The organism is Limosilactobacillus gastricus DSM 16045, from assembly GCF_001434365.1.
In the GTDB taxonomy this organism is placed as follows: domain Bacteria; phylum Bacillota; class Bacilli; order Lactobacillales; family Lactobacillaceae; genus Limosilactobacillus; species Limosilactobacillus gastricus.
On the sequence record NZ_AZFN01000029.1, the window covers coordinates 1 to 18,352 of the forward strand.

Below are 18,352 nucleotides of genomic sequence, written 5' to 3' on the forward strand. Positions count from 1 at the left end.
TACCCTGCTGCTTTTTAACAGCTTTATTACTATAACGCTTAAGAAAAACTATGTCAAGAAGAGATTTATTTTTCTTAACACGCTCTGTTACTTATGCGTTTTGGCAACTTTTATAATATACCAGCTCATCAAATCCTATGCGAGTATTTTTTGAATTTTATTTTGATCAGCCACCAACCTTTTATAAGCACGATTAAAAACGTTGATTAAATACTGCAATTAAGCTTTAACTTTATCTCCCTCCTAAATTTATAAGTACAACTAACCACAGCCAAATTAATTTTCGTTAAAACAACTTTCTTAACCTAACAAGTCTTGATACAATGCTCTATAGACTTTTAGAAGGAGAACATTATGTCTGTTATCAACTTTTTCATTGATTTCGTCTTACATATTGATAGTCACTTGGTTCAAATCGTTACCACCTTTGGAGATTGGACCTATCTGATTCTGTTTGCCATTATTTTTATTGAAACGGGAGCGGTTATTCTCCCCTTCCTCCCAGGAGATTCCCTCCTGTTTGCTGCGAGCGCCTTATCAGCCAATGCACTTTACCATCTTAATATCTGGTGGTTCATCATTATTTTCTTTATTGCCTGCTTTGGCGGTGACTCGTTAAATTTCTATATTGGAAAAAATTTAGAAAAGTTACTCGCTCGGCATACTTGGTTTACAAAATTAATTGATCAAGAAAGTCTCCATAAAACCGAAGCCTTTTTTGAAAAACACGGGGCGATGGCGATTATCCTAGCCCGTTTCATGCCCATCATTCGTACCTTCGCGCCCTTCGCTGCTGCTGGTTCAGGTTTCCCTTATCGTAAATTTGTTCGATACAGCATCATCGGTTGTACTGCCTGGGTCGCGATTTGTTGTGGCGCCGGTTACTTCTTTGGAAACCTTCCCTTCGTTAAAGCCCACTTTTCGTTAATTATTATTGGTATTATTGTGGTTTCATTAATCCCGGCTCTGGTTAGTTATCTTCGGAGTAAATTGGTCCGCAAATAACTTTAACTGATGATTAATCCACCAATATATTACAAAAACAAAAATAAAGGTTAGCGCAAACCAAATTAAAGAACAGATCAGAAAAAAACTAATGGGAAGCATATTAATAATTTGATCGGTGTAAACGTTAAAAATCCAATCATGATTATTAAACACTAATTGATGGAATTCAATAAAGGTCTGATCAAAATTTGTGATGCCCATCCCTAATAGCAAAAGCACAATTATAAACGACCATCTTAACGGACTTTTTAACTTCCATAGTTGAAAAGTCCGTTTTTGGTACCATAATAAGCCCACTGCTACTAGGAAACTAATTATTAACCAAAATTCCGCCCCCAAAACCAAGCCCCTAACATCCCGGAAATGATGGATCGCTGAAGAACCCATTTTTAAATATTCAAAATGTAATTCATGAACCCATGGTAATTGTAAGTAACGAATCACCCGCCAATAATCAACTAATTGATGTTGTGTGGAAACGTTTGTTAAATATGAACTACGTAAGTCAACCCACCAGCTGGAACAATTTAACATTATAAAAAAAGCGCTCCCTAAAGCTGATAACCAAATTGTGGTTATCATTAGAGCGACTCGAATTACACTATATATTTTCTTCATCCCATTCATCCAATGAATCAATTTGATAGGTTGGTTGTCGACTTTCTTTAGCTACTTCACTCCGTTTTGACACCCCAGTATACACCAACAAAGTATCCATCTCGACAGCCTGACCAGCTTGAATATCCGTATGGAAGTTATCACCAACCATCAGGACTTGATCAACCTGCTTCCCTGTATACTGCAAAGCCATTTCCATAATTAATGCATGCGGTTTACCAACCACGATGGGTTCAACCGCCTGGGTAGCATAATGAACTAAAGCTACTAATGAACCTGCTCCTGGTAACATTCCTCGTTCGTTAGGCAAATTGGTATCCGGATTAGTTCCAATAAACTTAGCCCCACGTTGAATGTTTAAGACCGCCGTTGCAAAATCCTCGTAGGTGGCATTCATATCCATCCCCACTACCACAAAGTCTGGCTGATAGGTTGTCAGATAAAAGCCCCGATCCAATAAAGCTTTTTGCAAGCCCCATTCACCGATCACATTCACTCGTTCTTGACCAGTGCTCGCAATTGATTTGACGTAATCAGCGGTCGCCAAAGCAGATGTATAAACATCTTTAGGATCCGTAGGAATCTGATGATCTTTGGTTAATACTTGCGCAACCTCTTCTGGCGTCCGGGTACTATTATTGGTTAAATATAAAATTCGTTTACCATGGTCTTTTAGTCGCTGAATAAAAGCAGCTGCCGCTGGAATGCGATTTTTCCCCTGGTAAATGGTTCCATCTAAATCAATAAAGTAGGTATCATAATGTTTCATTAATTGTGCACCCTTTTCTTCTTATCGCGAATCACAAACTTTCGTCGATTAGGTCGATGTTTATTTTTAACTGAAGTTACTTCTTGATTTTTCCGATACCGCGGCTTTGGTCGACTCGCCGATCGTTGATGCTCACGGTATTCTTTTGGTGCATGCGCACTTCGTTTCTGATTGATAACTCGGCGCGGAATCGCCACCTCAAGATTTTGAATGATGAAATAAGGGCACCCAAAATTACATTCTTCATACAAATAATCTTGAATTAACGCAACAGAATGGTCGCGATCAAATAAGGGATTATCGCTTCGATAAAAGCCCCGTAAGCGAAGTTGATTATGTCCCCAATCACCAACAATATAATCATATTTGCTTAAAATCGAACTAAATCGATTGGCTAATTGCTCGGGATCAAATCCTTCCCGATAATCTTTGATTAATAAATATTGATGACCGTTTATTTTCAAATGATTCTCGTCATCGTGAACCACTTGATAAACCCCGGCTCGTTGCGCGGCCCGTTGGTCAATATAAGCTTGTACCACATCTCGTTTCATATAAATATTTCTCCGCTAATAAGATAAATCTATCTTACCATACTCAAAACAAAAAGGCTGAGGACTAACCTCAACCTTATGGATTACTTAGCAGCTTTCCGCAACCGTTCGATATCATGAACAATCATCAATTCTTCATCAGTTGGAATTAATAAACATTTAACCGTTGCGTCATCTGAAGAAATATCCCGTTCAACTCCACGGACGTTGTTCTTTTCATCATCAATCCCTGTACCTAAGAAGGATAGTTGATCGGCAATTTGCTTCCGGAAGTTTGGATCATTTTCACCAACCCCAGCAGTGAAGACAATGGCATCAACCCCACCTAATTCAGCCACATAGCTACCAATGTACTTAATAACGCGGTTAACGTTAATCTCAAGTGCTAATTCGGCCCGTTCATTACCTTCTTTAGCAGCCGCTTCTACATCCCGCATATCACTTGATACACCGGAAATTCCTAACAAACCAGACTGATGGTTCAAGATATCAATCATCTCATCACCATTCTTCCCCAGTTTATTAGCGACAAAGTTAACCATTGAAGGATCAACATCACCCGACCGGGTTGCCATTGTTACCCCTGCCAATGGAGAGAATCCCATTGAAGTATCGTATGACTTTCCGTTCTTAATTGCCGTAATCGAAGCACCCGCACCGATATGACAAGTAATTAGTTTCAAATCTTCTAAAGGCCGGCCTAATAATTCAGCTGCTCGTTGTGCCACATATCGGTGACTAGTCCCGTGAGCCCCATACTTCCGCGCCCCGTACTTCTCGTACCATTCGTAAGGAGTACTGTAAAGAGCGTTCATCTTTGGCATGTCAGCGTGGAAAGAAGTATCGAATACTGCTACAGCAAAGGCATCCGGTAAAACATCTTTGAAAGCTTTAATCCCTTGTAATTCGGCAGGATCGTGTAATGGCGCATATTCAGCTAATTGGTCAATCTTGTCCATGACATCTTCATCAATTACTGCTGAATCCTTGAAGAATTCACCACCAGCCACAATCCGGTGACCAACTGCATCAATTTCGTTGTAATCTGCCACAATACCGAGGTTCTTCAATTGGTGAAGTAAGTATTCAACCGCTGCTTCGTGATCAGCAAATGGAGTATCTTCTTCATGAACTTGGTCTTCTCCATACTTGATCTTAGCATGACCAATTTCTAAGCCAATTCGTTCCAAGTTACCTTCAGCAATAACTTCTTCACTTGGCATATCAAATAACTTAAACTTAACCGTTGAACTTCCGGCATTAATGGCAATTGTCTTTGACATCTGTATCTCCTCTTACTTCGTAGACTGTAAATTAGTTGCGACCCATTGATCGATCTTTTGCATGAACGCAGTGAACTCTTTTGGATCTTTTAACGTTGGGAAAGTACCCAGTAAAACCTGGGGAACTTGGTGAGCACTAGCTCCCTGACGTTGTAATAATAAGATTGACTTAGCAGCTTGTTGGTTAGCAAAAATTTCTGTTGGAAGATTCAATAATCCTTGCATATGAGCGACTGATTGAATCCATTCAACTAACCCTTGCGCTTCGTCAGATTGGAACAAAGCTTGTGGTACTAAGAACATGCCGAAACCTCCCGGCTTAAGATAGTTCATTGATTGTTCAATCAATAAATGATGAACAAATGAATGTCCTTCTTTAGCTCGTGTCCGATAGTTCTTCGTATTATCATCTAATGGATAATATCCCACCGGCAAATCAGCGACCACTAAATCAACTTGCGGAACTGCTAAATCTAAAATAGCGTCTTGATGAAATAAGTCAACATCCGCTTTTTGCAAAGCAACGTTAACGCTAGCCGTAGCTAACATCAAATCATCATTATCAATTCCAAAACCTGTTGTCGAGCGACCATTTAGCGCTTGCAATTGATTCATCATTGTAGTTAACAAATTAGCTGAACCAACCACGGGATCCAAAATGCTTAGCGTCTCTTGCTCCGGCAAGATCCTGGACGCTAAGGCCGCCATTAACATCCCAATCGTATCCGGTGTAATTTGATAATTACTCGGCAGTTGATCCTTACGGGTCACCTTCAACATACTTAATTGAATGAGTTGACGCATGGTCTCAGGATTGAACTTAAATTCCGCTAATTGCTGATATAAGTGGACTAATTTAGCTTGATCCGTTTCGTTCGGGATTCCATCTTCCACCCGTACTTGACCCCCATCTACCAAATTTTCAGCATTCTCTAAAAAGGCATCTAAATAGGAACTACCCAGTGCCGCTTGCAAAATTTCAGTAGCTTGGTCGAACGTTTGAAACATTTCTTCCGGAATCGTTTGTGCCAGTTGAGATCACTCCTTTCATTTCAATACAGTCTAATTTTACTCATTTTGTGAAGTAAATTCAAGCGTATTCATCGGCTTGAATCGATACTTATGCTGATTATTAAGGGTTACCACCGCTTGATCCCCATTAATAACAACCCGTCCTTGTTGAAAAGTTTGTGAATGATAATTAGCTAGCTGATATAGGCTTTGGGCTAAATATTGATCTGCAATTTGACGAGTCACCTGACGTTGTCGACTAATGATTCCCGTCATCGTTAAGATCGTAGTCATCACTACCCCTAAAATCACCACACTGGATAATAAGGTGTTAGCCGTTTGTTTTTGAAAAAGTAAGAATGGCTTCATTACTATAAGTCCCCTTTACCGTCACTTTGACTTGATCAGCATTAATTTGATCAAAATTAACCATTCCCTTGGTTGTGTATAAAGGAATGTAACCCTGATCATTTTTAGCCAAGTAAACAGTATGGTTAAGTTGTTTTATCTGATATATGCTATGTTCTCGCTGACTATATAAAGATACTGACGTCCACTCACTCACTTTGGGGTCGGTAAATTGATATTTCCCGCTCTCCAAATCTTGCAGCATAAGATGCCAATCATCGGCTTCCGAGATATTAAGATTGGTTAAACGGTCATGACTCTTAATTACTCCCGTTAACAAAATAATGGTTAAGGCAGCTATCATCAAGCCAACCACAGCTTCACTTAAAGTAAAGGCCCGTTTCATGATGACACCGGTTGAATCCGAATTAATTCATGGCGATCATGTTTCACCACCACTTGACCATTTTCATATTTAGCTAGATAAGGGCCGCGCTTAATGATCGGTTGACTATTTGGATGACGTAATCGTTGATCTGTAATTTCTTTACATAAGCGTGCCACTTCAACTTGTTCAGTGGATTGATTCTGGTTCAGTTTTACATATCCCCAAAAGGTTAGTAGTCCAATTACTGTTAAACTCGTCAGCATTAGCGCAACCATGTTTTCAGCAACTAAAAAGGCATTAGCCTTTATATTTACGAACACGATATTCTCCTCCTCCCAATTGAAAAGTAAAAGCTAGATAATAATGTTTGTCTTCATCATAAAAGCGATTCGTAATGGGGCTCACATAACCATCATCATGTACCTCAACGTTTTTAAATGCTCCCCGGCGTTTTAAGTGTTTCGGTAATTCCACATAGTCTGAATGCACCGGACTACCATACGAAAATTTAAAAGAGCGAATATTATCCTGAAAAATGATCTTCGTTGATTGCTGATCACGACGGGCGCGAAGTTGCGCTTCCTTAAAGCGCTGATGAAAAGTTTGTAGAAAATGACGTTCAGCAGTCTGTTCTTGATAGCGTTCAATATAGGGTCCACTCATTAAAACCATCAAAGCTGCCAATGCCAAGACAATTAGCATTTCTACTAAAGTGAAACCTCGCCAACGAATCATTTTTCAATTTGTCCATTTCTGAAACTGATTTGTTGTTGCTCGGCTTGTTTTACTTGTTGTTCCGTTAAGTATTTTTCGCTAACCAGATCGGCTAAACTATGGGGAGTTTCGCCACTATGTTCATTCTGGTACAGATCCGACTGAGTTTGGATCACATTAGCTAAAGCATTTCGACTAACCGAGGTCGCATGTTTACGCTGACCATTTAAATTCGGTAAAATAATCAATATTTATAACGAAATAATAAAGAGCACAATTGCCATTTCTTTTTAAGTAAAACCGTTAATAATTTCGGTGTCGTAAAACCTTTTATACCGGGATTTGCAGTGCTTTTAACCCTTAAGTGTTTAACTAGAGACTTATAGGTATCTCTAAATTTATTTATGACCTTTTTTACAAATATTTTCAACCCTTTCCAAACTCACTGGCAATCTTGGCCAAAGAGGTTTTAAAATTAATGGGTGCAGTGTTCCACACAGAGAAAAATCTGCAGTATGGTTCTGCAGCCGAGAAGCTGGAGCTTCGCAATCAACTAGTTAAACCTAAACTTGATAAGGTTTATGACTTTCTCACTAAGATTAAACATCCAATGGGCAAACTAAAGCGAGCAATTAACAATGCGTTAAAGCTCAAAGACAGGCTGTACAAGATTTTTGATAATGCCCAATTACCATTGGATAACAATCCGGTTGAACGAAGCATTCGTCCAACAACGCTAGTTCGCAAGAACAGCTTATTCACCACTTCCCAAAATGGAGCCAAAGCCAATGCGATGATTTATACCATTATCCAAACGGTTAAGTTAAATAACTTAAGAATCTTCGATTACTTGAAATACGTATTTGATCAATACACAAAGCGTGTTGCGGCAAAGGTCGAAGACCTTTTACTATGGAATCAAGAAATTCAAGCTAAGTTTCATGCATAACGAAAAGGGATACTCTGAAAATCCATTTTTGGAAATTCAGGGTATCCCTTTAATTGTCATCCCGTATCGTTATGGTGTGCTTACAAATTGAACATTGTTCCACCATGTTTATTTATAAGACAACTTTAAATATTTATTCATCATTATGCCTGCTGTTGTCTTTTTTCATTGCCATACCATATGTAAAATTATTATGGTATGAATAAGTGTATTCTCTTATGACGTTCCATTTATACTTACTTTCACCCGTTTTTTATCTAATAGCCTAATAGGTAATAATTTTTATTATTGACTTTTATCATTGTCAGAATTTAAAGTACATTTACAATGAATAACTGAACCATATTATCAATATTAATCCATGGTATGATAATTTATCTGATTAAAATGCTGTTTTAATGCAAAACAATGGCCAACCATTCACCAAATTGAAAATGGTTGACCATTGATCTATATTGATTCACTGGTTTTATAAGTTAATTTATGAGCTGAAGCATTTTCAAAATACCAACTCAAAATTCCTGCTTCAATCTCCGCATATTCACTTTCTTTAACTTGCAATTGAACATGACCATTATTGTAATTAAAGTAATAAGGTTGCCGATTCAATGCCGTAGGTGCTAGGAGACTAGCAGTGATTCCTTTAAAATACCAATCTGGAAATCGATTAGGTTGGTAGTCACTAACCTGCCTGACCTTCTTAGACCTATGTGCTTCACCATTTGTCTGTCCATATCCAAATACTACAATTGCAACAATATCTTCCTCTAAGATGTTTCGGTTAATACTACTCCCAATAAACCATGAATTCAATCCTAAACTTTGAATTAGTATCATGATTTCAGCCGCTACATAGCCAACATTATAATGATCACCTTTGAAGAGGATCACATTTTTTACATTACTCGACCGTAACCTAGCAATAAACCCCAGCGTATCTGAAATACTATCTTCTTCCAGAAACGCTTTAATACGATGATTGATACATAATTGATTTAGTTTTTCTCTAATCCTTCCTTTTAAATATGATGATACTAATTCATCACTATATTTCCGAACAGTATGGCGTTCCTTCATTAATATTTCTAATTCCATCTTTACACCTCAATTCAGAATTTTAAAGTTAATCTAGAAATCTTGAGAAATATCAATCATCCTAAACTTCGTCTATTCAACTCCTTTAAGTGCTTCAACCATGTCTAATTTCCGAATACGTCGACTAATCAACAGCGTGGTTGATAAGGAGCAGACCCACACAAAGACCGTGGCAACTGTAATCGTTATCCAATTGATATATGGTGAGTATACCAAATTAATGGTCGAGAAGGTATTAACATACTCACCTAAGAACCAGATTCCAGCCGGAATCCCAATTAACCACCCCACAAAGGTGGTAATCAGATTTTCAATCAAGGTCAGGTTTCGTAATTCATTTCTCTTAATTCCTAGTACACTTAACGTGGCGTAATCTCTGGAACGTTCTACGAAGCTCAAGGCGCCCAAATTGTAAAGCACAATCACAATTAAAAGCACGGCAAAAGCAATAATTAAAGCAAAAATACTCATTAAATTATTAACGAAGCGTTCGGCGTTCTGGCGTTGGGAATTCATCGTAATCGTGGATGAAATGGCCGACTTATCATACTTAGCCCCTTTACCAACTAACAAGGTAGTTGGTTGGAAAGTTTCTCCCGCATCTTGCCAAGTTTTACTAGTAACATAAGCCCCTTGATTGGTTTCACTGGTAATGATCCCTTTGATTTTTAACTTAATCGGGTCACTTAAGCCAACCGTCTTAATCTTTAGGGTCATTCCTTTAGAAAGGTTTGCCCGATCAGCAAAACCTTGAGTAACGTAGACTCCACCATCTTCAACTTTGTGACCATCAATCGTTTTCATTTGGACATAATCGCCTTTAGAGCTACCTTTGGAGATGACCATTAAAAGGCGATCATAGCCATCATCCGGTGAATAGTGAGCCTGACTAAGTTGGACCCACTGACCATTTTGATGATTAGTTTGTTGGTATTGTTGATAATTATTAACGTTTAACCGTTTACTGTAAGTAAAATCATGCCCATAAGCCTGTTCAACTAAATGGTTAATTGATTGGGGCATACCAATCCCAGCAATCATCAACATCATCCCGCCGGCAACCCCAACAATTCCCATCAAGACTCGGGATTTATTAAAGAACACATCCCGAATGGCCCAGCGGCAGGCATAGGAAAGTTTCCGCCAACCACGAATCCGTTCTAACCAGATATGATGAACCCGACTCTCGGTTTCACCGCGTAAGAATTTGGCTGGTAAACCGCGCATTGAACCTCGTGCGGACCAATCGGCCGCACCAATACAGATTAAAATTACTAAAGCAATGACAGCTAAACTACTGTAGGTGTATGATAATTGCCAATGTGGAATCGAGAACATCGCTTGTTGGGTGCTCAGGACAAACCAGGAAATTACTGGTGAGAATAAGGCCCCAACTACTGTTCCGGCACCACCAACTAGTAAACCAAAACTAGCATAGTGGAGACTAAGTTGGCGATTTTGGAAACCTAAAGCTTTTAATGTCGCAATTTCACCCATTTGATCTTCAATTAACCGCCGAATTGTCGTGAACATGGCTAAGATCGCTAATAGGATAAAGATGAACGAAAACAAGTAAGACAAGTTTCGAATTTGCCCAACCCGATCCAGTGCACTAGAGACATCAGGGAGTGTGGTTCGATTATAGTAAGCGACCAGTCGCGCCCCAAAGATCTTTTCCACTGCTTTTCGCATTTGGTGATGATTACCCCGAATTTCAATTAAATTATTGCCCCCAGCATAGTGAAATTCATTCGTTAGCGTTTGCGGGCTAACATAAGCATACCCATAGTTAGAGTAGTTTGGGGCAATGTATTCCTGGGTTCCATTAAAGTAAATTCGACTTGCCGATTTAACGATCCCCCGAATCTTTAAGCGCACTGTTTGCCCCTGGTAACGCATGCTGATGGTTTGGCCAACTTTTAAGTTATGATTAGTTGCGTATTCTTTATTGACCCAAACTCCTGATCGTTGATTGGAATAAGCGGTTCCCTTCACTAAGTGCAGTTTGGTGACTGGGTGATCAAGAGAATCAATAATCAATTGATGACTATTCTGTTTAACTTGAATTCGTGTTCCCGCACTAACTTTACTGATCCCTTTCAGATCACGAAGCTTACTTAAGTCATTATCAGTCACATTCGTGGCTTGGACCCAATAATTAGCGAGCTTGGCATCACTAATATAATGATCTAGACTCGTATCCAGTCCTTTCCACGCTCCTTGAAGGCCGACAAACACTAAAATAGACAGGAAGGCCATCAGGAAAACGGAGAAGAATTGGGTCCAGTTATGCCGGACATCCCGCCATAACTTTCGATTTAGATATTTCATGCCAAGCCCTCCAATTTCACTGGTGAATGATTATCGTCGATCCGGTCAATCACTCCGTCTTTAAGTCGAATGACTTGATCTCCATATTGCTCAAAAGTTGGATTATGGGTCACCATTACTACGGAAGTGTTGGGATTTTGAGCTGCTTGTTGCAAAAGAGCCATAATTTTCAAACTAGTTTTTGAATCTAAGGCCCCGGTTGGTTCATCGCAAAGCAACAATTGAGGCTTTTTAGCTAAAGCTCGGGCAATCGAGACCCGTTGCATTTCCCCACCAGAAAGTTGATTAGGAAAGTTATTTAACCGATGCCTTAACCCCACCTGTTCTAAATACGATTCTGATTGAGCATCATTGCCATTTAATTTCGCCGCAATGGCAACGTTTTCAAGTGCGGTTAAATTAGGAATTAAGTTATAGAATTGAAAGACAAAACCCACTTTTTGTCGCCGATAATTGGTCAAGCCCGTATCTGATAACTGGGCTACCTGTTCGCCATCAAAATCAATGGTCCCATTCGTTGGACGATCCATCCCGCCTAAAATATTGAGCAGCGTACTTTTTCCGGAACCAGAAGGACCCAAGATAATGGTTAATTTTCCTTTTTCTAAAGTAAAACTGGCTTGGGATAGGGCATGAACTTCCTGATCACCCACCTGATAAATTTTATTTACATCCTTAAAACTAATCATTTCTCATTCTCCTAATATTTCGTCATTAATTTAACCTTTTCACTTAAGGTCGGTTCATGATATTGTTCAATCATCTTTTTCGATACCGCTTCGCGGTTCGTCGCAATCCGTTGATTAGCTAATTCAATCGCCTCTTCAATTTGCATAATTTGTGGTAATTGATACTGGTCAACAATGGTTTGTAACCGTTCTGCTACCTGACCACTAACCATAAACGGTGGTAACCCTAATTCCTTGAACCGTTGTTGGATTTCGATATCGGACAAATTCCGATATTCTTCGGAGACTGGTCGATGACCATCCGGATCCATCGGAAATTCGACTGGTAAATGAACGACATCGGTATACCATTCTTTAGCATGTTGCCGAACAACCGTTCCATAACTATCCAAATACTTTTTCATAAACGGTTTAAAAGGCACTCCCATAACAGCTTTGGCAATTCGGTGCGGAAGCGTTGAGCCAGGATTAATCCCTACCTTCATGCGAACAGTCCCATAAATCCATTCATTTAACACCGAGCCATCAGAGATAAAAGCGCCCGCTTCTTTATAAGCAATCGTTTCGGCACGGACCCGTTCTTCAAATCGCTTTAGTCCCAGCGCCATTAATTCGTCGGCGGTCATATCCTGAAAACGGCGTCCCGGATATAAATCCGTCAAAATTTCCCGCGCTGATAACGCATTAATCAATGGGATCCCTGTTAAAATTGATAAAGCCGTCGTCGTGGTCGTTTTCCCCGTAGAATAAGTTCCCGAAATTACTAATCGAATATGTTCGTTATTGTTCATTACTGCTTCCTTCCATCATTTGTGGTAATTCATGTGCCATTTGAGCACTAAAATAGACTTGATTATTAATGTCCGATCCATGCGCCGTTAAGGTTCGCCATTGGTGATGATCCTTATCAATTACTCTGGACTTCAATACTTCACCAATTACTCGAGATCTTTGAAGTTGCTTTTTATTGACTACTCGATCTTGATAATCTGCCGAAATCCGTTTCATTCATAAATTAGCACAATCATCACGATCTAAATTATCTAGTTGATAAGTTAACATCTCCCCAATCTGTGAAAAAATAATTAACCATTCAAAGATTGAAAAACCATTATCATTCGTTTTACTTCCTAAGCCGGCATAATCATTCCCTTCTGCTTGCTTTACAGCTACCGCCGCCATTGAAGTTTGATCCAGATAATCAATTCCATCAATGGTCAACTCACTCTGCTTTAAATGTTGCGTTAAAAACGATTCGTGACCTAAATCAGAATTACTAATATGATTGCCAAACCGAATGGATAGGTTAATCTTCATCCCTAAAATATTGAAATGAAAATTATTGCCATTTTGCGTAAAGTCGACTTTTAAAGCTTTACTCAATTCCACTGGTTCGCCACCAGCCCGAATATCAAAATGACTGACATAATAATCCGCTGACTTTTCTGGTCCTAGTAATTGTTCAACAATCATTGCAGAAATAATCACACTATCCAAGGTACTTAAGTGTGGTGAGCGGGCTTCGCCTTGTTTAATTGACCAGACCTCATCACCAAAATTAACTTTCACCATTGCTTCTGACTCTTCTTGATCTAAAGTGATAATCTCATAATTAGCGTTCTTATAACCAACCCCAAAATATCGGGTATTGCGATCGCCCAAAATTGTATCGACATTCATTTTTCAAAACCTCCTAATGGATTTAAATATACATAAAAGTTCACAAAAAAAGCATCCGTAGATCACGAATGCTTGCTTGCGGAGGTCCGCAAATTATAAAATTAATTTTCTCTTCAAAGCCTCACGAACGGCGCCAATTCGACCACTGACGCCCAGTTTACGACAAATGTTTGTCACATGAGATTCGACCGTTCGCTGGCTCATAAATAATTCTTCAGCAATCTGAGGATTGGTTTTTTCATCGGCCATGGCTTGTAACACTGCTAACTCGACTTCCGTTAACTTTTCATCATCAGGTTGATTAAAAACTTTATCCGGAATTAAAACATTCCCCGCCATCACTTCCTGAATGGCCCGCATTAATTCATCATATGAGGATTCCTTTCGTAAGAAAGCTTGGACCCCTAGTTTTAGGGCTCGTTGATGCAGGAGTTCATCATAAAAGCCGGAGATCAAAATTACCTTTGGCATGTCGGATAAAGACTTTTGTAAATTTTCCAAAACTTGAAAGGCGGTTTCATCTTTTAACATCATGTCCATGATCACCAGGTCAACCTCCGTAGTTTTCAAAAATAATTGAAAACTCGCTACATCAGTAAACGTCCCGACGACTTCTAAATTAGCTTGTTCCTGCATCGCTTTTGCTAAACTATTTAACATCATCTCATGATCATCAATTAAAGCGATCTTTACCATTTGATTCTTCCTCGCTTTCCAGTGGAATCATCATTGCAATCTCGGTTCTCGGATACGTCTGAATTACCAAGCTTCCTCCCAATAGGTTTAACTTTTGCTTAATCGTCGTTAACCCATAGTGACCCGAGGTTTGAGAATGCTTCTGAAAGGTCCCATTATCCTGACACGTAATCGTTAATGATTTTTGATTCCTGGTTACTTGAACCCAGGCTTGGTTGGCTTGACCATGTTTAACACTATTAATTAGCATTTCTTGCAGTGATCGTAAGACAAAGTTAGCTTGGCGATCCGATAACTGGTCTAATTGGCCGCCAGAATGATCTTGAAATTGAATCTCAATCGGCCAGGTTTGTTGAAGATGATCAATCATTTGGCGAATTGTATTCGCCACCCCGAGATCACTAATCAACATTGGATAAACCCGATTACATAAGTCTCGTAGTTCATGGATCAAATCATCCATCGTATCCAATAACTTCTGACGATTATCCTCTGGACTAGCTCGTTCAAACTGCTTCTTCATTAAAATTAAATTTTGGATGGCCGTATCATGAATAGTTAAGGCTACTTGTTCTCGTTCATTCTCTACAGCATCAAATAATTCTAAACGTTGATGGCGACTATCAAAGCCGGCAATCAAGGCAAAGACTTCTTGGTATACTGGAGCAACAGCAATCATTAGCATTAATGCATAGGCAGTAACCAACCATAAGGGTAACCCCCGTCCCAAGTTAATAATTAAAGCCATAATCGTAGTCGTTAACACCAATAGATAGCCTTGTGCATAGCCACGGACCCGGCGATATGAATTGGACAATGATCGATTCACAATCAAAATATGTAATAAACAAATAATCGGTACTAACAAAAAGGCGGCAACATTCAAAAAGGAATGTTGGGGTGGCCATTTTAACGGATACAAATATAACAAATATAAAGGAATCAACGAAGTCAAAAAGATCAAGGAAAAATTAACGCGGGAAACCCGTTCTTGACCTTTCTGTATTCCTTCTAAGAAGACCAGAATTACCAAAACTAATGGTAAGAAAAAGCTGCCCCAATCATTTAAGTAATCAGCTAACCAATACCATGCTGGTAACCATCCTAAAACAAAGGCAATATACAATAATGGATTCAGATAAGTATAAATCAACGTTAACCACCCTAAGAAAGAGTTAATCTTTGGTGATACTAACATCTTTCGCACCATCATCGGAATTAAAGATAAGAAGGCCACTAAAATTATCCGACCGAGAATAATACCCTGACTTGATGGAATCAGGGCTACTAAGGCAATCGCAAAGAATAACATAAAGTTTTCAAAATGCCGTTCTTGCAGACTTTGCCGGCGCCAAAATAAAATTAGTACCGTGATCAAGATCACTGACAGACTCACTGCTAAGAGAATCCAATAAGTGCTTAAAAAAGGGTGACTAGCTAAGGAAATAACTTGTTGATGACCATCTCTTAGAATCGTTAATTTACTAGCATGGTTAACTAAGAGCATACGCTGGACCGAAGAAACTTTACCAGGGTCATTGCCATCAATCTGTAATAACTGATCACCAACTGCTACTGAAATATTATCGCCTGCTGAATGCGATAAAATTCGCGTAATGATCCACTGACCATGTTGCTGACGCACACTAATCCCAATATTAGCTGAGTGTCTTAAGGCAATCGTAAAATAAATTCCTAGACTTACCATAACCAAACCAGCGAATATCCATTTATACCAGTTAATTTGTTTTGTCATAGTAATTTAACTTTACCATCATTAGGTTGCTATGTATATACTTATTAATTCTTATCTTCAAAGGTGGTGAACTACTCGGCCATGAATGACCAAGCTTCTGGGAACACGAAGTAGTATTTAGGATGTTATATCGGTATCCCGAAGACCTAACTTACAGAACTTCGTTCTTTTACCACGGCTAGCCCCTAGCCAAGTAGCTTTAAACCACTGTTTAGGATATTAACTGCCGCATTAATATCACGGTCGTGGTGAGTCCCACACTTTGGGCAAGTCCATGCTCGAATATTTAATGGTTTCTTACCATCGTTGTAACCACAAATCGAACAGAATCGCGAGGTGTTATTCGAACTGACCACAATTAATCGTTTACCATACCAGTTGCACTTGTATTCAAGCATGGTACGAAATTGATACCAACTGGCGTTACTAATTGATTTAGCTAAACGGTGATTATGAAGGAGATTCTTGGTTCTCAAATCTTCGATCACAATCACATCATAGTTTTTAACTAAATCAGTCGTTAGCTTTTGCAGATGGTCTTTACGCTTATTAGCAATCTTTGCTTGATACCGTGCTTTTTGTTGCCGAGCTTTTTGCCAATTTTGATAATCATTCACTCCCATTTGTTCCAAATGGTTCGGGTCGTGATTCCATTGGCGAACGGCCACGATAGCCCGATTCTTACGCTTACTATATTTACGTTGCCAATTAGCAACCTGATTTTCTAACCAATTAACATTTAACGTAGCATATTTATCACCATCCGAAGTAATCGCTAAATCAGTAAGGCCAGCATCGATACCAACCGTACGGTTGGCTCTCGGTAATTCGTCAATATCTGTTTCAACGTTAAGTGAAATGTAGTATCGACCGTCTGGATCGTGGCTAATGGTATATCGCTTAATACGGTAATCTTTTAATTGATTTGTTTTGCTTGTTCGGATACTGCCTAATTTAGGCAATTTCAATCGCCGTTTAGCTTCAATTTTACAAGTGGAGTGACCGGTGTAAGATTGGCGTACACAATGACGTGACTTAAACCGTGGATAACCACCACGATGGTTAAAAAGATTTTTAAAAGCAACCGCTAGGTTATGATTAACCGTAATCAGACTGGTCGAATCACTTTCTTTTAGAAACGGATAATCATGTTTAAGTTGTTTTAGCAGGTAATTCATACCATATACCATACTCGTTGACAAAGTGACTGCTAGGATTGTTATCATAGCGATCTTTAGCCATTGATAACATCTGATTCCAAACGAAACGGTCGTTACCAAATAACTGTAAAAGTTGATTCTTTTGAACTTGAGTTGGGTACAAACGAAGTTTGATCCCTTTGATTACCGTGGTCATGTGATCCTCCTTTCTACTATTCTTCCTTATTCCGTTGATCGTCTATATATTTAGCAACTGCCCGTTCATTGACAACACCGATGCTTTCTACATAGTAACTAACTAGACGACTACAAGTGACGGCCTTTAGCTTTCCAATAACTTGTCTTTAATTCTGGACAACGACGGAATAGTCGGTAAGCCGAAATTCCTTTCAACCATCGAACGATATTAGTAACTGATAGTTTTGACCAACAGATAGACATGATCGTCTTTACCGATTTCCATATGGACAACTTCAAGGCCGTACTGATCAGCAATTTCAAAGACTAATGATTTAAATTCAATTTCTACATTGCCTTTGAGCACCTTATTACGATATTTAGTTCCCCAAATAATATGGTAGTTAAATTATATACGGACGTTCTCCCATATGTAAGTCCATTTATATCTTTCATACCGGTATTATATCAAATTTCAATCATAGCCTATATGTGAGAGATGCTATTATGCCCAACGGGCATAATAAAAGGGCAATTCATCACGTACTTAAAAGAACGTGTTTCCTTGCCCAATTTTAAAAACTTACCTTTTACGTTATAACAATCTTATCATAAATCACGTCTATACTTTAACAGCAGTCTCTATTCTCGTTATGTTAGAACAGTAATTCTATACTATTATCGGTCCAAAATTTATCGGTCCAAAATTGGTCCAAAGTTTTTCAAGTCCCCGAAAGTCAAATTAAGCTAAAAACAATTTCATCTGCTCATCTGTGACATGCTTTAAGAATGCTTCTAGCGGTGTTAGATAGCCCAGACTCTTTCTAGGTATGCGATTCCTACGACTAGCCACAGATTGCAAGAACCCATCAGACAGGTTGCGGAAATCAAGATTTTTGGATAAACCATCTCTTCGGGCTAACCCATTATTGTTTTCGTTTAATCCTCTTTGATTAGGAGCACCTACTTCTGCGAAGTAGATGTTAATGTCAAACTTGTTAGCCAGGTTTCGCCAATCAGCGAATTCTTTCCCGTTATCGAATGTAATAGGCTTAAATAGATGTCGAGGAATCGAGCTAAACCATTGTTCAAGAACTTGGTAGTGTAATGTTTTAATAGGTTGTAA

The 18,352-nt window shown here is 39.0% G+C and carries 21 protein-coding genes and 2 pseudogenes; 2 read left to right on the forward strand and 21 right to left on the reverse strand.

Going from position 1 to position 18,352, the window contains the following annotated elements; translation table 11 throughout:
* Positions 1-363 precede the first annotated feature (363 nt).
* On the forward strand, positions 364-1,005 hold the full coding sequence (locus FC60_RS08355; protein WP_100207272.1) for a VTT domain-containing protein: 642 nt from the start codon (positions 364-366) through the stop codon (positions 1,003-1,005).
* Here FC60_RS08355 and FC60_RS08360 read toward each other — a convergent pair.
* From FC60_RS08360 to FC60_RS08405, 10 genes are all read right to left on the reverse strand, one after another.
* The gene (locus FC60_RS08360) at positions 955-1,635 is read right to left on the reverse strand and encodes a TIGR01906 family membrane protein (RefSeq protein WP_082601381.1); all 681 of its coding nucleotides are present in this window, start codon (positions 1,633-1,635) and stop codon (positions 955-957) included. The genes FC60_RS08355 and FC60_RS08360 overlap by 51 nt on opposite strands.
* On the reverse strand, positions 1,610-2,395 hold the full coding sequence (locus FC60_RS08365; RefSeq protein ID WP_056937935.1) for a TIGR01457 family HAD-type hydrolase: 786 nt from the start codon (positions 2,393-2,395) through the stop codon (positions 1,610-1,612). The genes FC60_RS08360 and FC60_RS08365 overlap by 26 nt, the downstream gene beginning before the upstream one ends.
* Entirely contained in the window at positions 2,395-2,949 is a 555-nt protein-coding gene (locus tag FC60_RS08370) for a YutD family protein (RefSeq protein ID WP_056937936.1), read from the reverse strand. The genes FC60_RS08365 and FC60_RS08370 overlap by 1 nt, the downstream gene beginning before the upstream one ends.
* A gap of 83 nt (positions 2,950-3,032) precedes the next feature.
* Complete coding sequence (locus FC60_RS08375) at positions 3,033-4,232, reverse strand: acetate/propionate family kinase (RefSeq protein WP_056937937.1); 1,200 nt, start codon at positions 4,230-4,232, stop codon at positions 3,033-3,035.
* Positions 4,233-4,244: 12 nt separating this feature from the next.
* The gene (locus FC60_RS08380; RefSeq protein ID WP_164477297.1) at positions 4,245-5,240 is read right to left on the reverse strand and encodes a class I SAM-dependent methyltransferase; all 996 of its coding nucleotides are present in this window, start codon (positions 5,238-5,240) and stop codon (positions 4,245-4,247) included.
* Positions 5,241-5,300: 60 nt separating this feature from the next.
* Positions 5,301-5,612: a hypothetical protein gene (locus FC60_RS08385; protein WP_056937938.1), complete on the reverse strand. Its 312-nt coding sequence runs from the start codon at positions 5,610-5,612 to the stop codon at positions 5,301-5,303.
* Complete coding sequence (locus FC60_RS08390; protein ID WP_056937939.1) at positions 5,575-5,997, reverse strand: hypothetical protein; 423 nt, start codon at positions 5,995-5,997, stop codon at positions 5,575-5,577. Before FC60_RS08390 ends, FC60_RS08385 begins: the two co-directional genes overlap by 38 nt.
* A complete protein-coding gene (locus FC60_RS08395) occupies positions 5,994-6,299 on the reverse strand; it encodes a hypothetical protein (RefSeq protein WP_056937940.1) in 306 nt (101 codons plus the stop codon). The genes FC60_RS08390 and FC60_RS08395 overlap by 4 nt, the downstream gene beginning before the upstream one ends.
* On the reverse strand, positions 6,277-6,714 hold the full coding sequence (comGD, locus tag FC60_RS08400) for a competence type IV pilus minor pilin ComGD (RefSeq protein WP_056937941.1): 438 nt from the start codon (positions 6,712-6,714) through the stop codon (positions 6,277-6,279). The genes FC60_RS08395 and comGD overlap by 23 nt, the downstream gene beginning before the upstream one ends.
* Positions 6,711-6,941, reverse strand: a complete 231-nt coding sequence (locus FC60_RS08405; RefSeq protein ID WP_338033685.1) for a competence protein ComGC — start codon at positions 6,939-6,941, stop codon at positions 6,711-6,713. The genes comGD and FC60_RS08405 overlap by 4 nt, the downstream gene beginning before the upstream one ends.
* 206 nt (positions 6,942-7,147) lie before the next feature.
* Here FC60_RS08405 and FC60_RS08410 point away from each other — a divergent pair, with 206 nt between their 5' ends.
* Entirely contained in the window at positions 7,148-7,642 is a 495-nt protein-coding gene (locus tag FC60_RS08410) for an IS66 family transposase (RefSeq protein ID WP_235806109.1), read from the forward strand.
* 450 nt (positions 7,643-8,092) lie between these two features.
* Here the strand turns inward: FC60_RS08410 and FC60_RS08415 are convergent, their stop codons facing one another.
* From FC60_RS08415 to FC60_RS08465, 11 genes and pseudogenes are all read right to left on the reverse strand, one after another.
* On the reverse strand, positions 8,093-8,737 hold the full coding sequence (locus FC60_RS08415; protein WP_056937943.1) for a nitroreductase family protein: 645 nt from the start codon (positions 8,735-8,737) through the stop codon (positions 8,093-8,095).
* Between the two features lie 72 nt (positions 8,738-8,809).
* Positions 8,810-11,068, reverse strand: a complete 2,259-nt coding sequence (locus FC60_RS08420; RefSeq protein WP_056937944.1) for an ABC transporter permease — start codon at positions 11,066-11,068, stop codon at positions 8,810-8,812.
* On the reverse strand, positions 11,065-11,757 hold the full coding sequence (locus FC60_RS08425) for an ABC transporter ATP-binding protein (RefSeq protein WP_056937945.1): 693 nt from the start codon (positions 11,755-11,757) through the stop codon (positions 11,065-11,067). The genes FC60_RS08420 and FC60_RS08425 overlap by 4 nt, the downstream gene beginning before the upstream one ends.
* Before the next feature lie 11 nt (positions 11,758-11,768).
* Positions 11,769-12,548, reverse strand: a complete 780-nt coding sequence (locus FC60_RS08430; protein ID WP_007122425.1) for an AAA family ATPase — start codon at positions 12,546-12,548, stop codon at positions 11,769-11,771.
* Entirely contained in the window at positions 12,538-12,765 is a 228-nt protein-coding gene (locus FC60_RS08435) for a hypothetical protein (RefSeq protein ID WP_056937946.1), read from the reverse strand. The genes FC60_RS08430 and FC60_RS08435 overlap by 11 nt, the downstream gene beginning before the upstream one ends.
* On the reverse strand, positions 12,766-13,437 hold the full coding sequence (locus FC60_RS08440) for an AvrD family protein (protein WP_056937947.1): 672 nt from the start codon (positions 13,435-13,437) through the stop codon (positions 12,766-12,768). It abuts the gene before it with no gap.
* A 93-nt stretch (positions 13,438-13,530) separates the two neighbouring features.
* Entirely contained in the window at positions 13,531-14,133 is a 603-nt protein-coding gene (locus FC60_RS08445) for a response regulator transcription factor (protein ID WP_007122427.1), read from the reverse strand.
* Positions 14,111-15,889: a hypothetical protein gene (locus FC60_RS08450; protein WP_056937948.1), complete on the reverse strand. Its 1,779-nt coding sequence runs from the start codon at positions 15,887-15,889 to the stop codon at positions 14,111-14,113. The genes FC60_RS08445 and FC60_RS08450 overlap by 23 nt, the downstream gene beginning before the upstream one ends.
* 185 nt (positions 15,890-16,074) lie before the next feature.
* Positions 16,075-17,245: pseudogene (locus tag FC60_RS08455) on the reverse strand (RNA-guided endonuclease TnpB family protein).
* Positions 17,246-17,261: 16 nt separating this feature from the next.
* Positions 17,262-17,682 (reverse strand): annotated as a pseudogene (gene tnpA, locus FC60_RS08460) (IS200/IS605 family transposase).
* Between the two features lie 286 nt (positions 17,683-17,968).
* On the reverse strand, positions 17,969-18,352 hold a 384-nt coding region (locus FC60_RS08465), incomplete at its 5' end, for an IS30 family transposase (RefSeq protein WP_156399315.1).